This is a genomic window from Streptomyces sp. NPDC090106, from assembly GCF_044747265.1.
Classification (GTDB): Bacteria; Actinomycetota; Actinomycetes; order Streptomycetales; family Streptomycetaceae; genus Streptomyces.
In genome coordinates this window covers 323,419-341,641 of sequence record NZ_JBIVDS010000011.1, presented here as the reverse complement: position 1 = coordinate 341,641, position 18,223 = coordinate 323,419, and the positions used below count along the sequence as shown (strand labels likewise).

At 73.4% G+C, this 18,223-nt stretch carries 16 protein-coding genes; 10 read left to right on the top strand and 6 right to left on the bottom strand.

Features of this window, described 5'->3' with window-relative positions; all coding sequences use genetic code 11:
• Window positions 1–30: 30 nt before the first annotated feature.
• The 6 genes from ACIPSE_RS33020 to ACIPSE_RS32995 all read right to left on the bottom strand — a co-directional run bounded on the left by ACIPSE_RS33020 (window position 31) and on the right by ACIPSE_RS32995 (window position 7,679).
• The gene (locus tag ACIPSE_RS33020; protein ID WP_401669881.1) at window positions 31–1,539 is read right to left on the bottom strand and encodes an AMP-binding protein; all 1,509 of its coding nucleotides are present in this window, start codon (window positions 1,537–1,539) and stop codon (window positions 31–33) included.
• Window positions 1,536–3,842 (bottom strand): ATP-binding protein, encoded by a 2,307-nt coding sequence (locus ACIPSE_RS33015; protein WP_401669879.1) that lies wholly within the window; start codon window positions 3,840–3,842, stop codon window positions 1,536–1,538. Before ACIPSE_RS33015 ends, ACIPSE_RS33020 begins: the two co-directional genes overlap by 4 nt.
• A 69-nt stretch (window positions 3,843–3,911) precedes the next feature.
• Complete coding sequence (locus ACIPSE_RS33010; protein WP_401669877.1) at window positions 3,912–4,586, bottom strand: LuxR C-terminal-related transcriptional regulator; 675 nt, start codon at window positions 4,584–4,586, stop codon at window positions 3,912–3,914.
• 23 nt (window positions 4,587–4,609) lie between these two features.
• Window positions 4,610–5,281: a sensor histidine kinase gene (locus ACIPSE_RS33005; protein WP_401669874.1), complete on the bottom strand. Its 672-nt coding sequence runs from the start codon at window positions 5,279–5,281 to the stop codon at window positions 4,610–4,612.
• Window positions 5,278–6,063 carry a response regulator transcription factor gene (locus ACIPSE_RS33000; RefSeq protein WP_401669872.1) on the bottom strand — a complete coding sequence of 262 codons (786 nt, stop codon included), beginning with the start codon at window positions 6,061–6,063 and terminating at the stop codon, window positions 5,278–5,280. Before ACIPSE_RS33000 ends, ACIPSE_RS33005 begins: the two co-directional genes overlap by 4 nt.
• 392 nt (window positions 6,064–6,455) lie before the next feature.
• On the bottom strand, window positions 6,456–7,679 hold the full coding sequence (locus tag ACIPSE_RS32995; RefSeq protein WP_401669870.1) for a KR domain-containing protein: 1,224 nt from the start codon (window positions 7,677–7,679) through the stop codon (window positions 6,456–6,458).
• 281 nt (window positions 7,680–7,960) lie between these two features.
• On the opposite strand from ACIPSE_RS32995, the gene ACIPSE_RS32990 reads away from it, so the two are divergent.
• The 10 genes from ACIPSE_RS32990 to ACIPSE_RS32945 all read left to right on the top strand — a co-directional run bounded on the left by ACIPSE_RS32990 (window position 7,961) and on the right by ACIPSE_RS32945 (window position 18,212).
• Complete coding sequence (locus tag ACIPSE_RS32990; protein ID WP_401669868.1) at window positions 7,961–8,716, top strand: response regulator transcription factor; 756 nt, start codon at window positions 7,961–7,963, stop codon at window positions 8,714–8,716.
• Window positions 8,717–8,889: 173 nt separating this feature from the next.
• Entirely contained in the window at window positions 8,890–9,735 is an 846-nt protein-coding gene (locus ACIPSE_RS32985) for a hypothetical protein (RefSeq protein ID WP_401669865.1), read from the top strand.
• A 222-nt stretch (window positions 9,736–9,957) separates the two neighbouring features.
• Window positions 9,958–10,284: a TcmI family type II polyketide cyclase gene (locus tag ACIPSE_RS32980; RefSeq protein ID WP_401669862.1), complete on the top strand. Its 327-nt coding sequence runs from the start codon at window positions 9,958–9,960 to the stop codon at window positions 10,282–10,284.
• On the top strand, window positions 10,284–11,540 hold the full coding sequence (locus tag ACIPSE_RS32975; protein ID WP_401669860.1) for a beta-ketoacyl-[acyl-carrier-protein] synthase family protein: 1,257 nt from the start codon (window positions 10,284–10,286) through the stop codon (window positions 11,538–11,540). Before ACIPSE_RS32980 ends, ACIPSE_RS32975 begins: the two co-directional genes overlap by 1 nt.
• Complete coding sequence (locus tag ACIPSE_RS32970; protein ID WP_401669858.1) at window positions 11,537–12,799, top strand: ketosynthase chain-length factor; 1,263 nt, start codon at window positions 11,537–11,539, stop codon at window positions 12,797–12,799. Before ACIPSE_RS32975 ends, ACIPSE_RS32970 begins: the two co-directional genes overlap by 4 nt.
• A complete protein-coding gene (locus ACIPSE_RS32965; RefSeq protein ID WP_401669856.1) occupies window positions 12,796–14,553 on the top strand; it encodes an NAD(P)/FAD-dependent oxidoreductase in 1,758 nt (585 codons plus the stop codon). The genes ACIPSE_RS32970 and ACIPSE_RS32965 overlap by 4 nt, the downstream gene beginning before the upstream one ends.
• 22 nt (window positions 14,554–14,575) lie before the next feature.
• Window positions 14,576–15,181: a nitroreductase/quinone reductase family protein gene (locus tag ACIPSE_RS32960; RefSeq protein WP_401669853.1), complete on the top strand. Its 606-nt coding sequence runs from the start codon at window positions 14,576–14,578 to the stop codon at window positions 15,179–15,181.
• A gap of 14 nt (window positions 15,182–15,195) precedes the next feature.
• Window positions 15,196–15,561 carry an antibiotic biosynthesis monooxygenase family protein gene (locus ACIPSE_RS32955; RefSeq protein ID WP_401669850.1) on the top strand — a complete coding sequence of 122 codons (366 nt, stop codon included), beginning with the start codon at window positions 15,196–15,198 and terminating at the stop codon, window positions 15,559–15,561.
• A 91-nt stretch (window positions 15,562–15,652) separates the two neighbouring features.
• On the top strand, window positions 15,653–16,468 hold the full coding sequence (locus ACIPSE_RS32950) for a dienelactone hydrolase family protein (protein WP_401669847.1): 816 nt from the start codon (window positions 15,653–15,655) through the stop codon (window positions 16,466–16,468).
• Between the two features lie 112 nt (window positions 16,469–16,580).
• Complete coding sequence (locus ACIPSE_RS32945) at window positions 16,581–18,212, top strand: MFS transporter (RefSeq protein ID WP_401669845.1); 1,632 nt, start codon at window positions 16,581–16,583, stop codon at window positions 18,210–18,212.
• The last annotated feature ends 11 nt before the right edge of the window (window positions 18,213–18,223 follow it).

The window sequence follows — 18,223 nt, the reverse complement described above, 5'->3', positions numbered from 1 at the left end:
GCCCGCCCCCTCTCACGCCGCGCGCGGCCCTCACAGGGCGATCGTCTCCTGGAGGTGCCGGCGGCGCAGCGCGCCGGAGGAGGTGCGGGGCAGGGCGCCCCGCAGGAGGAGCCCGGCGGGCAGATGCGCGGGCGGGACGCCCCGGGCGGTGAGATGCTCACGGAGCTCCGCGAGGGTCGGCGGCGTCCCGTCGGGGACGACGACAGCACAAGCCAACTCGCCGTGCCGGGGGTCCGCGCGGGCGACGAGCGCGGCCTCCGCGACCCGGGGATGGACCGCCAGCAGCGCCTCGATCTCGGTGACCGGTACCAGGAACAGTCCGCCGACCTCGTCGGTGTGGTCCGGGGCCACCACCGCACCCGCACCGTCGCGCCCCCAGGTCGGGGCGAGACTGCCGTCGCGCCGCCACACCGCGAGCGGCGAGGAGGGGCCGGGCCCGTCCTCGGCGCGGGCCGCCGGACCGGGCAGGGCCCGCAACGGCACCCCCAGGGCGGCCCGCGCCCCGCGGGCCAGCGCGGCGGGCACACCCGCCGGATCGGAGACGAACGCGCCGTACAGCCCGGCGCCCGCCTCCCGGGGCCCGCGCTCCCGCTCGGCGACCAGGTCCGCCCACTGCGCGGGCGTCGCGTACACGTGACCCACCTCCTCCGCCGCCAGCAGCGCGAGCGCGGCCCGCGCGTCCCACACGTCCTGGAGGACGGCCGTCCCGCCGCGCGTCAGCGGAGCGAGCACCCCGTGCGCCAGCGACGGCGACGCGGCCAGCGGCAGCGCGGAGAACGCCGCCTCCGCCCACCCCACACCTCCCGGCAGGCCCGCGTGCAGCGTGTTCGGCGTGTACAGGGCCATGGTGTGCGCGGACCGCAGCCCCAGCGAGGTCACCGCGAGACAGACCTGGTCCGCTGGCCCGGACGGCAGCCGGAGCCACCCGGCGGACCGGTACCGCTCGTGCGGCGAGCGCACGAAGTGCCGTACGAAATCGATCGCGCCCGCGTCCACGGCGTCCGCCCCCGCCACCGCGTCGGCCAGCACCACCCGGTGCCGCAGCCACGGCAGCCGGGGCGCGAGGGAGGCCAGGACCCGGGCGGGCTCGGCGCCCTCCCACCGGTCCGTCACCACGCACAGCCGCGCCTCGGACGCCCCGAGCACCGCCTCCAGGTCCCGCGCCCCGTACCCGGTCATCACCGGCACGGCCACCGCACCCGTGCGCAGACACGCCAGCAGCAGCGCCACCGTCTCCCACCGGTTGGGCAGTTGCAGCGCGACCGGGTCCCCGGGCCGCACCCCGAGCGCGTCCAGGGCGTGCGCGAAACGGCCGGTGTACGCGGCGAGCTGGGCGTACGAGATCCGGGTCACCCGGCTGCCGTCAGGGCGGTGCGCGCGGTGCGAGACGACCGCGGCGCGGTGCGGATGCCGGGCCGCGCCCCGGTACACGTCGTGCAGGACCGTCTCCGTCCGCCAGCGGCCCCGGCCGACGAAGCCCCGCCCGGCCCCGGCCGGCGGTCCCAGCTCCCGCAGGAGTTCCGCGAACGGCACCGTCACCGGCTCCTCCCCACCGCCCAGGCGATCTGCACCCGGGAACCGCACCCCAGCTTCCGCATCACGCCCCGGACATGGTTCACGACCGTCCACTCGGCGATGTCCAGATGCCGGGCGATCTGTCGGTTCGTCATGCCGTCGGCCACCAGCAGCGCCACCTGCAACTGGCGCGGGGTGAGCGCGACGCCCTCCGTGCCGCCCTCGTCACGGCCCGGCTCCGTCGCCGCGAGCGCCTCGGCGGCCATCGCCTCGGGGCGCAGCCGCAGCCCCTCGGCCCACGCGGTGGCGAACACCGCCCCGCCCAGCCGGCGCCGCAGCTCCTCCACGGCGGCCCCCAACCGGTCCGCGCGCTCCCGCTCGACACCCACCCCGGTACGGGAGCGCAGCGCGCCGGCCGCCGCCAGCAGCCGCGCGGCCCGCTGCGGCTGGCCCGCCTGCTCCAGGACCAGCAGCGCGAACAGCTCCAGGACAGCAGGCAGTTCGGTGCGCTCACCGATCGACTCGTACAGCCCGATGCTCTCCTTCAGCGCCGCCCGCGCACCGGCGTCGTCGCCCTCGCACACGCACAGCCGGGCCCCGATGTGCACGGTGCGCGCCAGGTCGCGGACGGCGCCGTTCTGCCGCTGGATGCGCCCGACCCGCTCCAGCAGGACTCGCGCCCGTTTCGTCTCGCCCACCGCGAGATGCACCTCGGCGAGCGCGGCGGCGGCCTCCGCGGACCCGGCGGTGTCGCCCTGGGCGTCGAGGGTGACCAGCGACGCGGACAGCAGCGCCTGCCCCTCGGCCCGCTCCCCGCACCGGAACAGCGCGTGCCCGAGCCGCGCGGAGGGCAGGGCGGCGGCCTGCGGGTCGCGCAGCCGCCGGTACAGCGCGACGGCCCGGCGGTGGCGGTGCGCCGCCCCGTCGTGGTCGCCGAGCGCCGCGGCCAGCACCCCCGCCCCCGAGTACAGACGGGCCCGGGTGCGCAGCCACTCCTCGTCCTGGGCCCGCTCGGCGCGCCCGGTGCCCTTCAGAGCCTGCCCGGTGGCGTCGAACCAGCGCAGCCCCTCCTTCAACTCGCCCCGCACGAGCCAGGGTTGCAGACACGCGGCGACCAGCCCGGCCCGTTCCGGCAGCGCGGTCCCCCGCTCGTCCGCGTCCCCACGGTCCTCCAGGTGACGCAGCGCGGCGAGGATGTTGTCGTGCTCGGCGACCGCCACCCGCAGCCAGTGCTGTTGTTCCGAGCCCTGGAAGCGGCCCTCCAGGGCGGGCAGCAGCCGCTGGTAGTGGCGGGCGTGCGCCTGCCGGGCGGCCAGAGCCTGCTCCTCGCCCGCCGCGTCGAGCAGGGCGAGGCCATGGGCGCGGATCGTGCGCGGCATCGTCAACCGGCTCTCCGCGCGCGGCTGTTCGTCGAGGGTGAGCAGCCCCAGGTCGAGCAGGTGGTCCAGTGCGACGGCGGTCTCCACCGGCCCCAGCGGCGACACCTTCTCCGCCGTCGCGAGGGTGGCGCCCCCCTGGAACAGGGCGAGCCACGACAGCAGCGTGCGGTGCGGCCCGCTCAGCGAGCGGCAGCTCCACTCGGCGACCGCGAGCGGGGACCGCTGCCGCTCGGGCAGGTCCACCGGCCCGGGAAAGCGCCGGTCGCCGCCGCGCCGCAGCCAGCCCAGCAACTCCTGCGGCGGGTACAGCCGCAGCCTGCGCGCGGCGAGCTCCAGCGTCAGCGGGACGCCCTCCAGCAGATTGCAGATGTCGACGACCGCGCCGACGTTGTCCTCGGTCAGCGCGAAGCCCGGGTCCGCCAGCCGGCCGCCGCGGACGAACAGCCCGACGGCCGGATTGTCCTGGACGTCGGCGACGTCGGCCTCCGCCAGCGGTCCGGGAGTCGGCAGCGGGGCCACGGGCAGCACGCACTCGCCGTACACGCGCAGGATCTCCTGCCCGGTGGCGAGGACGGTCAGCCGGGGCGTCGCGGTCAGATGCCGGGCGAGTGCCGTGGCGAGGTCCCGGGCCACGTGCTCGACACCGTCGAGGAGCAGCAGGGTGCGGTCGGTGACGTCCCGGACGGTCTTGTCGATGCCCTCCAGCGCCGACTCGAGGTCGACGCACGCGGGCAGGTCGATGACGTGGATCCCGCCCGGGAACAGGCCCGCGACCCCGGCGGCGGCCTCGGTCGCCAGCCGGCTCTTGCCCACACCACCGGGCCCGGTCAGCGTGACCAGCCGCACGGAGGGGTCCTGGAGCCGGCCCTGGACGGCGACCACGTCGAGTTCCCGGCCCACGAGTTCGGCCGCCGGCCGGTACGTCCACAGATCCGTTTCCGTTGGCATACCTTCCCCCGTACGGCAGTCGGCGCCGATCCTTGCCTCCGAGGATTGCCAAGGACGCTCGAACAGGGCTCAAGACGGGGCTGAGACACCCTCGCGCCGACGGCGCGCGCCCCGCAGCAGACCGCTCTCCCAGGCGATGGCGACCAGCTGGGTACGGGTACGCGCGCCCAGCTTCACCATGGTGCGGCGGACATGGGTCTTCGCGGTGACCTCGGCGACGACCAGCCGGTCGGCGATCTCCTGCGTCGACAGGCCCGTGCCGACCAGGGACAGCACCTCGCGCTCGCGTGGGGTCAGCCGCCCCAGGTCGGGCCCGACGACGGTGACCGCCCCGTGGACGCACGCCTCGATGAGGGGCCGGGTCAGCCGGGGCGACACCAGCGCCCCGCCGGCCGCCACGAGCCGTACCGCACGCGGCAGTTCACGCCCGTCGGCGTGCTCGACCAGACCGCGCGCGCCCGCCCCGAGCACCGCGAGCGCCAGCGGCACCGGCGCCCCGTCGACCAGCGCCACGACGCGCACCCCCCGCGCGGCGGCCCGGCGGGTCAGCTCGACCCCGTCGAGGCCCGGCAGCCGCAGCCCCGTCACCAGCACATCGGGGGGCAGCCGGCCGGCCAGCGCGAGCGCCCGCGTGCCGTCCGCGCACGCCCCGACGACGTCGAGGCCGTCCTCGGCGGCGAGCAGTGCGGCGAGCCGGGCCGCGGTGGCCTGGCTGGGGTGGGCGAGAAGGACCTCGACGGGCATGTGGCGACTCCGGGGGAGGGGGATCAGTCCGGTTGCAGGGGGAGCACCGCCGTCGCGGACAGACCGCCCGAGGCCGCGCGGGCCAGTTCGAGACGGCCGCCGGAGGCGGTCAGCAAGGAGGAGGCGATCGACAGGCCGAGCCCGCTGCCGGTGCGTCCCGCACCCGCCTCACCGCGCCAGAACGGGCGTCCCGCGTAGGCGAGTTCGGCGTCCGACATGCCGGGCCCCTCGTCGGTGACGCTGACCCGCGCGTAGCGGCCGGCCGCATGCACGGCGCAGGTCACGGTGGTGCCGGGCGGGCCCGCCTGGACCGCGTTGTCCAGCAGCACGTCGAGGGCGTGCTCCAGCGCGCCGTGCGTGTGCAGGGCCGTCACCGCGGTCCCGGTGAGGTCGACCCGCACGTCCCGCGCCCCGGCGACCACGCTCCAGGCGTCCACCCGCGCCGCAGCGACGTCCAGTGCCTCCACCGGCTCGGGGCCGGGAGCGGAAACCCCCGCCGCGCCCCATCGCAGGATCTGGTTCAGGAGCGCGGCGAGCCGGTCCACCTCGCGCAGCACACCCGGGAGTTCGGCGACGTCGGGCAGCCGCTCGCCCAGCAGCTGCAACCGCAGCCGGATCGACGACAGCGGCCCCCGCAACTGGTGCGCGGCGGCCGCCGCGAGCCCGTACGGCCCGGCGTCGGCGTGCGCGGTCACCTCTCGCACCCCGCGCCCAGCGCCGTCGGCACGGTCAGCCGGTAGCCGACGCCCCGGACCGTCTCGATCCACCGTGTGCTGCCCAACTTGCCGCGCAGGGAACCGACATGGACGTCGAGGGTGCGGGTGGAGCCGAACCAGTTCTCGTCCCACACCCGGGCCATGATGTCCTCGCGCTGCATGACCGCGCCGGGCTCCTCCAGCAGCATCGTGAGGAGGTCGAACTCCTTGCGGGTGACGTGGATCTCCTCGTCGTCGAGGACCACCCGACGGGTGCGCGCGTCCAGCCACAACGGGCCCGCGCTCAGACGTTCTTGGACCCCGGCAGGCTCCCCGGCGGCCTCCTGCGGGGCGGGCCGCCGACGCGGCTCCTGCACCGGGAGCGACGCGGGGTCGGCGGCCGGGCCGTCCTGGGGGCGCCCGCAGCGGCAGGCGCTGCGCCGCAGCACCGCCTCGATCCGGGCGAGCAGTTCATACCGGCTGAAGGGCTTGGGGACGAAATCGTCGGCGCCCGCGTACAGCGCCGTCACCCGGTCCAGTTCGTGGTCGCTGCCGCTGAGGACCACGATCGGTACGTGCGAGTTCTCCCTGATCCGCCGGCACACCTCGTGCCCGGCCAGGTCGGGCAGGCTCAGATCGAGCAGCACGAGCGTCGCACCGCTCAGGCTGGCCAGGGCCTCGCCGCCGGTACCGGTGCGACGGGTGTCGTAGCCGTGCTGGCCGAGCATCTGCTGGAGTGCCTCGGCCATCCCGTCGTCGTCCTCGACGACCAGTACGTTCATTGCGCTCACGCTCCTCTCGGGTAATCCGGGGGAGAGTCCGGCGATATCCCGGGAGTTCCGGGAGATCCGGGGGAGTCCGTCCACATGACCGGATGCCTGCGAGGTTGATGAGCGGGCGCGACGGACGTCAACGTTCCGCGGTCGCGACCGGAAAACCGTGCGCTTGACCGGTAGTTTCATGGCTGGCCTCTGCCATGGGCGACGGGGCGCGCCGCCGGTCTGTCATACGGGGTGCGGTCCGCGCCGGGACCTTGTCATACCCCTGGGAAGATCATCAGGAAAGCGCAGCTCACAGCGGGTGTGCGCCCGGCGGTCACCTGGCGCGCGACCGCGTTTCGCGGGGGTGTCCGAGGGTGATCCGCGGTGGTCCGCAGCGGCTGCGGGCGATCTTGTCATGCCGCCCGTGACGATCCGGTGCCGTCCGTCACGGCCGGCCAGTCGTCGAGGTCCGGCCCGCACACGGCGATCGAGACACCGCTGCGGGAACCGGCCAGGGCCAGACGGGTGCGGGAGGCGGCGAGGGAGGTCAGGGCGCGGGCGACCGCGGCGGGCACGCTTGCGCCCACCACTGCCCGGTAGGGGTCGGCGGCGGTGGCCAGCGCGAACAGGTCCAGTGGCAGATCCGCGGTCGCCCGGTCGAGATGGACGGCCCCCTCGACCGCGTCCGCCACCGCCTCCCGCGCCACCGGCGCCGACAGCCGCGCCAGCGGACGCGGCTCGGCGCCCGCCGTCCGGTGCAGGACGCCGTCCAGACCGCCGTGCGCGGACAGCGCCGCCCGCACGGCGGCGCGGACGTCGTCGTACCGGCCGGGACGGCCCGGGACCCGCAGTACGCCCCGAACCTCGCCCTCGCCGGGCTGCAACAGGGTGACGCGGGCGCCCAGCCCACGCACCAACCGCAGCGCGAGGCGCTCGCCCAGGCCGCCCGCGTCGGACGCCACGAGATAGCGGCCGCCCCGGCGCAGCGGTGTCCGCGGAGTCCCGGGCCGCTCACCGGCCCGCAGCACCCGCACCTCACGGCCCGCCGGGGTGTAGCGCACCTCCGCCAACCCCGGCCGGGGCAGCGCCAGTTCGGCGCGTGCCACATGGAAGGGGTCCGCCGCCCAGCCGGGCAGCGCCGCCACCCGCACCGACACCGCGCGCACCCGGCCGTCCTCGACGGCGGCGATCTGCGCGACGGCGCCCAGCGCCGCCGCCAGCTCGGGCCGGGCCCGCCCGGTCGTCAGGAACGCCACGTGCAGCGGGCCGCCCCCGGCCGAACCGCAGGCCGCCCGCAGCAGCGGCAGTACCAGCTCCATCGTCCGTCCCGCACCGGTCGTCCCGGACGGCAGATCGACGACGACGCCCGCCGGGCGCAGCCCGTCCAGACACTCCGACCACGACAGGGCGCTGCCCGTGACGTCGCGGCCCGCCCGCACCGTGCGCACCGAACCCGGCACCCAGGCACGGGCGTTGTCCCGGCCGTCGACGACGAGCAGCAGCCCCGCCACCGGGAACAGCGGCGGACGCGAGGGATGCGCCGCGGCGGGCACCCACACCGGACGCCGCCCCGCCCCGTCCTCCGGCCCGCCCGGCCACGCCGTACGTCCCACCGCCGACACACTGTTCATGGTCATGGCTCCACTCCGTCGTCGTAGCCGGTGATCGGGAGGATCAGTGCTGCTGTCAGCATCGGGCGCCTCACGACAAGTCCACCGCACAGCCGTGCCAGGGCAGCCGCACCGGCATGTCAACCTTCCGCAAGCCGGACCCGGCGGCCCGCCCGTGTCGATGGCGAAGCCCGTGCCGCCCGTTGCGCATCCTCTGCACTTGCTCTGACCGGGGCTTGGCACGCGGTTTCCTAAAGTGGCCGAAATGCTGCACGCGCCTTGGAATCAGGCCACCCCGGAGGTGAGTCATGCGTCAGGCGACAGCCGACCTGCTCAGCCCACGACCACCGGCGCGCCGTGAGATGTCCGAGCTCACCGCGCCCACCTCGACCCCCGCCCACACCGCCTGGCGGGTTCTGATCGTCGACGCCCGCGCCGACGACGCCCAGCCGCTGGCCGAGGCCCTGCGCCGGCACGGTCACCACGTGGACCGTGCCCGCGACGGCTACGCGGCCCTGGAGACCTACGGCGAGACGGACGTCGACGTCGTCCTGCTCGACCTGGACCTGCCCGACGTCGACGGCCTCCAGGTGTGCCGTCAGCTCTCGTCGTCGGGGCGCACCGCCGTGATCGCGCTCACCGCCCGCGGCGGTGAACTCGACGTCGTCCTCGGCCTCCAGGCCGGCGCCGACGACTACCTCGTCAAACCCTGCGGGCTGCGCGAGCTGCTGGCCCGTATCGAGGCCGTGATGCGCCGCGTCCAGCCCCGCACCACGAGCCGCGTCCTGTCGATCGGGGCGCTGCGCATCGACGCGCAGCTGCGGGAGGTCCGCCTCGGCGGACGCACCGTCGCGGTCACCCGCAAGGAGTTCGACCTGCTGCACCTGCTGGCCTCACGGCCCGAGGCCGTCGTCACCCGCGAGCAGCTGCTGCGCGAGGTGTGGGCGGACTCCTGGTCCCGGCGCACCGTCGACACCCATGTCAGCAGCCTGCGCGGCAAGCTCGGCTCCCGCGACTGGATCGTCACCGTGCACGGGGTCGGATTCCGTATCGGCCGCGCCTGAGCCTTTCCCGCACTCGATTTTCCCGCACCGGTTGTGCCGTACCCGTCCTTCTCGTATCCGTCTTTCTCGTACCCGCTTTTTTCGCACCCGCCTGCCTCGCTCACGGCCTTTGTTCCGGCAACCGGCAAAGCCGTGCGCGCGCATGCCCTTTCAACCGTCCACGGGGGATTCGAATGAACCACGTCGACCTGCCAGGAATCGCCTCCACCGAGACCCGCACCCGCTGCGAGGGAACCGACTGCCGCACGAGCGACTCCGCCCGTCTCGCGGGACACCGCATGCGGCTGTGCCCCGACTGCCTGCGCCTGCTGGTGACCCGGCTGCGCGAACTGCCCGGCCTGCACGAGGACCTCGCGGACGCCCTCGGCGGCGCCCTCGGGGCGCGCGGCGACGACCCGCGCGAGCGCACCAGCGGCGGCCCGGTGCCGTCCGGACTTCCCTTCAACGCCGCCGCCGCCGACGTGCGCGCCGACATCGTCACCACCCTCAGCTCCTGGTGCGGGGTCGTCGTCGAGCAGCGCCGCGTGCCCACCCCGCTGCGCACCGTCGGATCGCTCGCCGCGCTGCTGGTGCGGCACGCCCCCTGGCTCGCCGCGCACCCGGCCGCCGCCGACTTCACCCGCGAGGTCGCCCGCCTGGTCCGCGCCGCCCGGCGGGTCGCCCACCACGAGGCGCCGCGCCGCGTGACGGTGGGGCGGTGCGTCGCCCCGGGCTGCGCCGGACGGCTGTCCACGGAGCTGGGCGACCGGGCCCGCATCCAGTGCGACACCGACCCCGCGCACTCCTGGCCGGGCGGACGCTGGACCGAACTGCGGCGCGCCATGCGGGACACGGAGGCGGCGCGGGACCGCTGGCTGAGCGCCGCGGACGTGGCCCGGCTGTGGTCCACCTCAACCGGCACCGTCTACCGCCTCGCCAGCGAACAGCGCTGGCGCCGGCGCACCCGGGCGGGCCGCACGTACTACGCCGAGACCGACGTCCACGCCCACTTCTCCCGCCGCGGCGGATCCGGAATCTGACGGTCCACGGCAGTCGCCTGAGAAAAATCTGACATGGATCTGCACGGATGCGCGTTGTTATCCGGACAAGGACCGAAGAAGCTGTAAGCGAGGATCCGGTGAACTGTCCGCACGGCGATGCGAATTCCACGAATTCCCGCCCGGTGCGCCCCAGATTCCCTAACGCATTCAACGAAATGCGCTCACGGAAACGCATCCCGAATTCCCCCAGGGAGACTACCCATGCACAGCACATTGATCGTGGCGCGGATGGACCCGGGAGCCGCCGCCGATGTCGCGCGGATCTTCCAGGAGTTCGACGGCACCGACATGCCGCACCTGATGGGGACCCGGCGCCGCCAGCTCTTCTCCTACCGCGGCCTCTACTTCCACCTCCAGGACTTCGACACCGACCACGGCGGCGAGCACATCGAACAGGCCAAGACCCACCCCCTGTTCATGAAGGTCAGCGACGACCTCAAGCCGTTCATCGAGGCCTACGACCCGGCCACCTGGCGCTCCCCGGCCGACGCGATGGCCTCCCGCTTCTACCACTGGGCCTCGTCCTGATGGCCCGCCAGGTAGTGATCACCGGCATCGGCGTGGTGGCGCCCGGCGGGGTCGGCGCCAAGGCGTTCTGGGAACTCCTCAGCGACGGCCGCACCGCCACCCGCACCATCTCCACCTTCGACGCCTCCCCGTTCCGCTCCCGCATCGCCGCCGAGGTCGACTTCGACGCCGAACTGCACGGGCTGACCCCGCAGGAGGTCCGGCGCATGGACCGCGCCGCCCAGTTCGCGGTCGTCTCCACCGCCGAGGCCCTCACCGACAGCGGACTGGCCCTGCCCGAACTCGACCCGTACCGCGTCGGCGTGACCGTCGGCAGCGGCGTCGGCGCGACCATGGCCCTGGACCGCGAGTACCGCATCGTCTCCGACGGCGGACGCCTCGACCTCGTCGACCACCGCTACGCCGTTCCCCACCTGTACGACTACTTCGTCCCGTCGTCCTTCGCGAGCGAGGTCGCCTGGAAGGTCGGCGCCGAGGGCCCCGCCGCCGTCGTCTCCACCGGCTGCACCTCGGGCCTGGACTCCGTCGGCTACGCCACCGAGCTGATCCGCGAGGGCAGCGCCGACGTCATGTTCGCCGGCGCCGCCGCCGCCCCCATCTCACCGATCACGGTGGCCTGCTTCGACGCCATCAAGGCCACCACCCCGCGCAACGACGACCCCGAGCACGCCTCCCGCCCCTTCGACCGCACCCGCAACGGCTTCGTCCTCGGCGAGGGCGCCGCCATGTTCGTCCTGGAGGAGCGCGAGCGGGCCGAGCGGCGCGGCGCGTACATCTACGCCGAGATCGCCGGGTTCGCGACCCGCTGCAACGCCTTCCACATGACGGGACTGCGCCCCGACGGGCTGGAGATGGCGGAGGCGATCCGCCTCGCCCTCGACGAGGCGCGGATCAACCCCGAGCAGGTCGACTACATCAACGCCCACGGCTCCGGCACCAAGCAGAACGACCGGCACGAAACCGCCGCGTTCAAGCACAGCCTCGGCGAGCACGCCTACCGCACCCCGGTCAGCTCCATCAAGTCCATGGTCGGGCACTCGCTGGGCGCCATCGGCTCCCTGGAGATCGCCGCGTCCGTCCTCGCCATCGAGAACGACGTCGTCCCGCCGACCGCCAACCTCCACGAGCCCGACCCCGAGTGCGACCTCGACTACGTGCCGCTCACCGCCCGCGAACAGCGCACCGACACCGTGCTCAGCGTCGGCAGCGGATTCGGCGGCTTCCAGAGCGCGATGGTGCTGCGGAGGGCGGCATGACCACGACCCCGGACCTTCAGGCCCCCACCCGGACCGCGTCCACGACCACCCGGGTCGTCGTCACCGGCATCGGCGTCACCGCCCCCAACGGCCTGGGCACCGACGCCTACTGGGCCGCCACCCGCGCCGGCACGAGCGGCATCGGCCCCATCCGCCGCTTCGACGCGAGCGGCTACCCGGCCCGGCTCGCCGGAGAGGTCCCCGGCTTCGTCGCCGAGGACCACCTGCCCGGCCGGCTCCTCCCGCAGACCGACCACATGACCCGCCTCGCCCTCGTCGCCGCCGACTGGGCGCTCGCCGACGCGGGCGTCACCCCCGAGGACTGGGCGCCGTTCGACATGGGCGTCGTCACGGCCAGCTCGGCCGGCGGCTTCGAGTTCGGCCAGCGCGAACTCCAGGCCCTGTGGAGCAAGGGCGGCCAGTACGTCAGCGCCTACCAGTCCTTCGCCTGGTTCTACGCCGTCAACACCGGCCAGATCTCCATCCGGCACGGCATGCGCGGCCCCTCCGGCGTCGTCGTCTCCGACCAGGCGGGCGGCCTCGACGCGCTCGCCCAGGGCCGCCGGCAGATCCGCAAGGGCGTCCCGCTCATCGTCTCCGGCGGCGTCGACGGTTCCCTGTGCCCCTGGGGCCACGTCGCCCAGCTCGCCGGCGGGCGCCTGTCCACGAGCGACGACCCCGCCCGCGGCTACCTCCCCTTCGACCCGGCCGCCGCCGGACACGTGCCCGGCGAGGGCGGCGCGCTGCTCATCCTGGAGGACGCCGCCTCCGCCCGCTCCCGCGGCGCCCGCGTGTACGGCGAGATCGCCGGATACGCGGCCACCTTCGACCCGCCCGCGGGCACCGGCCGCCCGCCGGGGCTCCAGCGGGCCATCCGGCTCGCCCTCGCCGACGCGGGCACCGCACCCGGCGACGTCGACGTGGTCTTCGCGGACGCCGCCGCCGTCCCCCACCTCGACCGCGCCGAGTCCGACGCGCTCGCCGAGGTCTTCGGCCCGGCCGGCGTCCCGGTGACCGCGCCCAAGACGATGACCGGACGCCTCCTGTCCGGCGCCGCCTCCCTCGACGTGGCCGCCGCCCTCCTCGCGATCCGCGACGGCGTCATCCCGCCCACCGTCCACGTCACCCCGGACCCCGCCCACCGCCTCGACCTGGTCACCGGCGCGGCCCGCCCCGCACCCCTGGACACCGCACTCGTCCTGGCCCGCGGCCACGGCGGCTTCAACTCCGCCCTCGTCGTGCGCCGGAGCACCGGATGAGCGCCGCCGACCCCACCCCCCAGCCGACGTCCGCGCAGGACGAGAAGAAGGTGACGCGTATGCCCAGCAAGGTCATGGCCCAGGGCCAGGCCAAGAAGTCCGACAACGTGACGCACTGCGACGTGTTCATCCTCGGCTCCGGCCTCGCCGGCTCCGTCAGCGGTGCCATCCTCGCCCGGCAGGGCGCCAAGGTCGTCCTCGTCGACGCGGGCCAGCACCCGCGGTTCGCCGTCGGCGAGTCGATGACCCCGCAGCTCATCGAGTGGCTGCACATCCTCAAGTCCCGCTTCGACGTCCCCGAGCTCGGCCACCTCCTCAGCGCCAAGGCCGTCGCCGACCACATCGGCCCCCACCACGGCAAGAAGCAGAGCTTCGGCTTCATCAAGCACGAGGCCGGCCAGGAACCGGACCCCGAGCAGGCGACGATGTTCGTCATCCCCAAGGTCCTCACCGACGCCAGCCACCTCTTCCGCCAGGACAGCGACCAGTACTACTTCAACGTCGCCGCCAAGTACGGCTGCACCACCCGGCAGAACTGGTTCGCCACCGACCTCGACTTCGACGACGACGGCGTCACCGTCACCGGCCGCAACGGCGAGGTGTTCCGCGCCAAGTACCTCATCGACGCCAGCGGCTTCCGCTCCCCCCTCGCGGAGAAGTTCGACCTGCGCGAGCAGCCCTGCCGCTTCAAGCACCACGCCCGCTCGATGTTCACCCACTACATCGGCGTGAAGCCCTTCGACGACGTCTCCCACCACCCGGTCAGCAAGCGCCCGCCCGCCCAGTGGCACGGCGGCACCCTGCACCACCTCATCGAACGCGGCTGGTTCTGGATCATCCCCTTCGACAACGTCAAGGGCTCGAAGAACCCGATGTGCTCCGTCGGCATCACCATGGACGAGCGCACCTACCCCAAGCCCAAGGACCTCACCCCCGAGCAGGAGTTCCGCTCCTTCCTCGACAAGTACCCGGCCGTCAAACGGCAGTTCGTCGGCGCCAAGCGGGTCCGCGAATGGGTCTCCACCGACCGCCTCCAGTACTCCTCCTCCCGCTCCATCGGCCCTCGCTGGTGCCTGATGTCGCACGCGGCCGGCTTCCTCGACCCGCTGTACTCCCGCGGCCTGTCCAACACCTTCGAGGTCGTCCACGCCCTGTGCACCCGCATCCTGGAGTCGATCGCCGACGACGACTGGTCCGTGGAGCGCTTCGAGTACGTCGAGCAGGTCGAGCGCGGGCTCCTGCGGCACAACGACGACCTCGTCAACGCCTCCTACATCTCCTTCTCCCACTTCCGCCTGTGGAACGCCGTGTTCAGGGTCTGGGGAGGCTTCCTCACCCCCGGCGTGATGCGTCTGCACCGCGCCCGCGCCCAGTACGAACTCACCGGCGACGAACAGCACTTGAAGGACCTGGAGAACACCCCGTACCCGGGCCTGTGGTGGCCGCACGACGAGTTCCGCAAGATCCTCGAACTGACCGCGGAGACCTGCGAGAAGTACGAGGTCGGCGAACTCGACGGCGACACCGCCGCCGACATCGTCTTCGCCGCCCTGCGCGACTGCGAGGGACTGAACCCGGTGTTCGGCTGGAAGGACGACGAGTCCACCCGGTTCGTGTACCCGAGCACCGCGATGGTCGCCAAGTTCATGAACTGGTCGCTGCGCAAGGCCCCCCAGGGCGAGATGCGCGACATCGCCCGGTCCCTGGTCAGCAGCGGCCTGCGCTCCGCGCTCCAGGGCAAGAAGGCCCTCTAGCCGTTCCGTGGAAGGAAGGCCCATGTCCCAGACCAGCACCCGGCCCGAGGACAAGGCGGCGCTGTCCTCCTGGTCGTCGACCCGCCCTCAGATGGAGAACACCAACCCGTTGGTCCAGGCGTTCACCCGGTTCAACGTCTACCTGTACTCCAAGCCCCCGAACAAGTACGTCAAGAAGGTCAACAAGTCCTTCCTGCACCTGCACCTGTTCCTCTACCGCAAGTCCCGCGGGCGCGTCATGGGCCACTTCGGCCGCCTCGACGCGATGCTCCTGACGACCAGGGGCCGCAGGACCGGCCTGGCCCGCACCCTGCCCATCGGCTACGTCTACGACAACGGCCGCTACATCGTGTGCGCCGCCCCCGGCCACTTCGACGTCCCCGGCGGCCCCCAGGCCAGCCACCCCGCCTGGTACCACAACGTGAAGGCCACCCCGCAGGTGACCGTCGACATCGGCCCCGAGCAGTTCCCGGCCACCACGCGCATCCTCACCGGCGACGAACGCGACCGCAGGTGGCGCGAGTTCTGCGAGGTCTTCCCGTTCATCGCCGAGTTCCAGAAGCGCGCGAGCCGCCCCATCCCGGTCATCGAGATCACCCCGGACGACCTCGACCCCCAACACCTCTGAGCCGAAAGGCAGCCATGAACATCCAGGCGCTGGACGAGTCCACCCCCCTGATGAAGCAGTTCCAGACCCAGACCGGCCCGATCACCCTGGTCAACGTCTTCGACGTCCCCGAGGACCTCTACGACGAGTTCCTGAAGATCTGGCGCGAGGACGCCGCCTACATGAAGGGCAGCCCCGGCTGCATCCAGACCCAGCTCCACAAGGGCACCGCCGGCAGCCGCCTCCTGGTGAACGTCGCCGTCTGGGAGTCCACCGAGGCCCTGTTCGCCGCGTTCAGCAAGCCCGAGTTCCAGCAGTCCGCCGCCAAGTACCCCGACGGCATCACCGCCTACCCGCACGTCTACGAGAAGATCGCCGTCGAGGGAATCTGCGTCGCCTGAACCGGCCGGACGGGCCCCCGCGCCCTGGCCGTCGCGGCGCCGATGGCGTACGACGGCCAGGACGCACGCACCCTCACCCCAGGAGCACGCCGTGACGACAGGCAGCGCACCCACCGCGGACCTCACCGGCTTCACCAGGCGGCCCTTCACCGCCGGACCGCACACGCACGACGTGTACGAGAAGGGCACCGGACCCGGTGTCGTCCTCGTCCCGGAGGCTCCCGGGATCACCCCGCAGGTGCTGGGACTGGCCGAGCACCTGGTCGCGGAGGGCTTCACGGTCAGCCTGCCCTCCCTGTTCGGCACCCCGGGCCGGCCGGAGTCGGTGCCGTACATGCTCGGCACGATCACCCGCATGTGCGTGTCCGCCGAGTTCAGGGCGTTCGCGACCGATGCCCGCCGGCCCGTCGCCGACTATCTGCGCGCCCTCGCCAGGGACCTCGCGGCGCGCACCCCCGGCCCCGGCGTCGGGGTGATCGGCATGTGCTTCACCGGCGGGTTCGCGCTCGCCGCGGCGGTCGACCCGGCCGTCCTGGCCCCGGTCGTCAGCCAGCCGTCCGTACCGCTCCCCGTCAGCGGGGCACGCAGGGCGGACCCAGGCCTGTCGTCCGGCGAACTGGACACGGTGACCGCCCGGACCCGCACCGAGGGCCTGTGTGTGCTGGGCCTGCGCTTCAGCGGGGACGGCCTGTCCCCGGCGGACCGCTTCGCCACCCTGACCAAGCGCCTCGGGGACGCCTTCGAGGTCATCGAGCTCGACTCCGGGCCCGGGAACGGCGGCGGCTTCGCCAAGGGCGCCCACTCCGTGCTGACCGCCGAGGTCCGCGAGACCCCCGGCCACCCGGCCCTCGCGGCCCGCACCCGGGTCGTCGCCTTCCTGCGCGAACGGCTCACCCCCACCCCCTGAATGTGACGTGCGTCTCACCGTCGGCCGGTCATGTCACACCTCACCGTCACCCGCCCTCTTGGGTGCACCGCCACACACCGTGCGCGCCTCATGCCGCAACAAGGAGAGGAACATGACTCGAGAACGGCAGACGAATCCGTGGGCGGTTCTGAGCGTCCTGTGTCTGGGGTTCGTGATGACCCTGGTCGACCTGACGATCGTGAACATCGCCATCCCGGACATGACCGACGACCTCGGCGCGTCACTCGACAAGGTCCTGTGGGTCGTCAACGCCTACACCCTGGTGCTCGCCACCCTCATCATCACCGCGGGCCGGCTCGGTGACATCCGGGGCAAGGGGAACCTCTTCCTCTCCGGCGTCACCGTCTTCACCCTGGCCTCCCTGGCCTGCGGCCTGGCCCAGGACCCGACCCAGCTGATCGCCTTCCGCGCCGTCCAGGGCATCGGCGCGGCGATGCTGATCCCGCAGACCCTCTCGATCATCACGGACGTGTTCCCCGTGGAGAAGCGGGGCGCGGCCTACGGCGTGTGGGGCGCGGTGGCCGGCGTCTCCGGCGCGATCGGCCCGACGGCCGGCGGCCTGCTGGTCACCCACCTCGACTGGCGCTGGGTGTTCTTCATCAACATCCCGGTCGGGGTGATCGTCCTGCTGGCCGGGATGCGGGTCATGCCGAAGCACACCCGGGTGGTGAGCCACCGCTTCGACCTGGTCGGCGTGCTGATCGCCTCGGCGGCCCTGTTCTGCCTGGCCTTCGGCCTCATCGAGGGCGAGCGCTACGACTGGAACGGCGGGATCTGGGCCCTGATCGCCGGGGCGGCGCTCCTGCTGGTCCTGTTCCTCCTCTACGAGAAGGGCCAGCAGGACAACGAACCCCTGCTGCCGTTCTCCCTCTTCAAGGACCGCAACTTCACCGTCGTCAACCTCGTCGGCATCGCCGTCTCCTTCGGTGTGCTCGGCATCCTGCTCCCGACGACGATCTACCTCCAGTCCGTGCTCGGCTTCAGCGCGATGAAGACGGGCCTGGTGCTCGTCCCCCTCGCCCTGGGCTCGATGTTCACGGCGGGCCCGGCGGGCATCCTGTCGGAGAAGCACGGCGGCAAGTACATCCTGACGGCGGGCCTGTCCCTGTTCGGCGCGGGCATCACCTGGATCTTCCTGGTCGCCGACACGGACAGCTCCTGGACGGCGTTCGTGGGCCCGCTGTTCGTCGCCGGGCTCGGCGCGGGCTGCACCTTCGCCCCGATGGGCTCCGAGGTCATGCGCAACGTCCCGCCCCGGCTGACGGGCGCGGCCTCCGGCGTCAACAACGCGCTGCGGCAGGTGGGTTCGGTGCTGGCGGGCGCGGTCATCGGAGCGGTGCTCCAGGCCAAGCTGGTCTCGGCGCTGCGCGAGGGGGCCACGACGGCCTCCCAGACGCTGCCCCCGGACTACCGCGCCGACTTCGTGGACGGCTTCGCCAACGGCGCCGACCACGTGGGCGTCGGCACCCAGCAGGGCGTGTCCCTTCCGTCGGGCGTGCCCGAGGACGTGGCGAACACCATCCAGAACCTCGCCTCCAAGGTGTTCTCCGAGGGCTTCGTGGACGCCCTCCAGCCCACCATGCTGGTCCCCGCCCTCACGATGTTCGCGGGCGCGGCGATCTGCCTGGCCCTCAGGAGCGGCCCCACCCCCTCCGCCCACGGCGCCCCGCCGTCCGACCCGGAACCCACCAGGACCGAGAAGAACGCGACCCCCGCCCACTGACCCCCACCACA

Coding starts and splice junctions, on each gene's coding strand:
- ACIPSE_RS32965 (WP_401669856.1), top strand. CDS start 12,796: ATGAGCGCCGCCGACCCCACCCCCCAGCCGACGTCCGCGCAGGACGAG.
- ACIPSE_RS32990 (WP_401669868.1), top strand. CDS start 7,961: ATGCGTCAGGCGACAGCCGACCTGCTCAGCCCACGACCACCGGCGCGC.
- ACIPSE_RS32985 (WP_401669865.1), top strand. CDS start 8,890: ATGAACCACGTCGACCTGCCAGGAATCGCCTCCACCGAGACCCGCACC.
- ACIPSE_RS32980 (WP_401669862.1), top strand. CDS start 9,958: ATGCACAGCACATTGATCGTGGCGCGGATGGACCCGGGAGCCGCCGCC.
- ACIPSE_RS32945 (WP_401669845.1), top strand. CDS start 16,581: ATGACTCGAGAACGGCAGACGAATCCGTGGGCGGTTCTGAGCGTCCTG.
- ACIPSE_RS33000 (WP_401669872.1), bottom strand. CDS start 6,063: ATGAACGTACTGGTCGTCGAGGACGACGACGGGATGGCCGAGGCACTC.
- ACIPSE_RS32995 (WP_401669870.1), bottom strand. CDS start 7,679: ATGACCATGAACAGTGTGTCGGCGGTGGGACGTACGGCGTGGCCGGGC.
- ACIPSE_RS32955 (WP_401669850.1), top strand. CDS start 15,196: ATGAACATCCAGGCGCTGGACGAGTCCACCCCCCTGATGAAGCAGTTC.
- ACIPSE_RS33015 (WP_401669879.1), bottom strand. CDS start 3,842: ATGCCAACGGAAACGGATCTGTGGACGTACCGGCCGGCGGCCGAACTC.
- ACIPSE_RS32970 (WP_401669858.1), top strand. CDS start 11,537: ATGACCACGACCCCGGACCTTCAGGCCCCCACCCGGACCGCGTCCACG.
- ACIPSE_RS32975 (WP_401669860.1), top strand. CDS start 10,284: ATGGCCCGCCAGGTAGTGATCACCGGCATCGGCGTGGTGGCGCCCGGC.
- ACIPSE_RS32960 (WP_401669853.1), top strand. CDS start 14,576: ATGTCCCAGACCAGCACCCGGCCCGAGGACAAGGCGGCGCTGTCCTCC.
- ACIPSE_RS33010 (WP_401669877.1), bottom strand. CDS start 4,586: ATGCCCGTCGAGGTCCTTCTCGCCCACCCCAGCCAGGCCACCGCGGCC.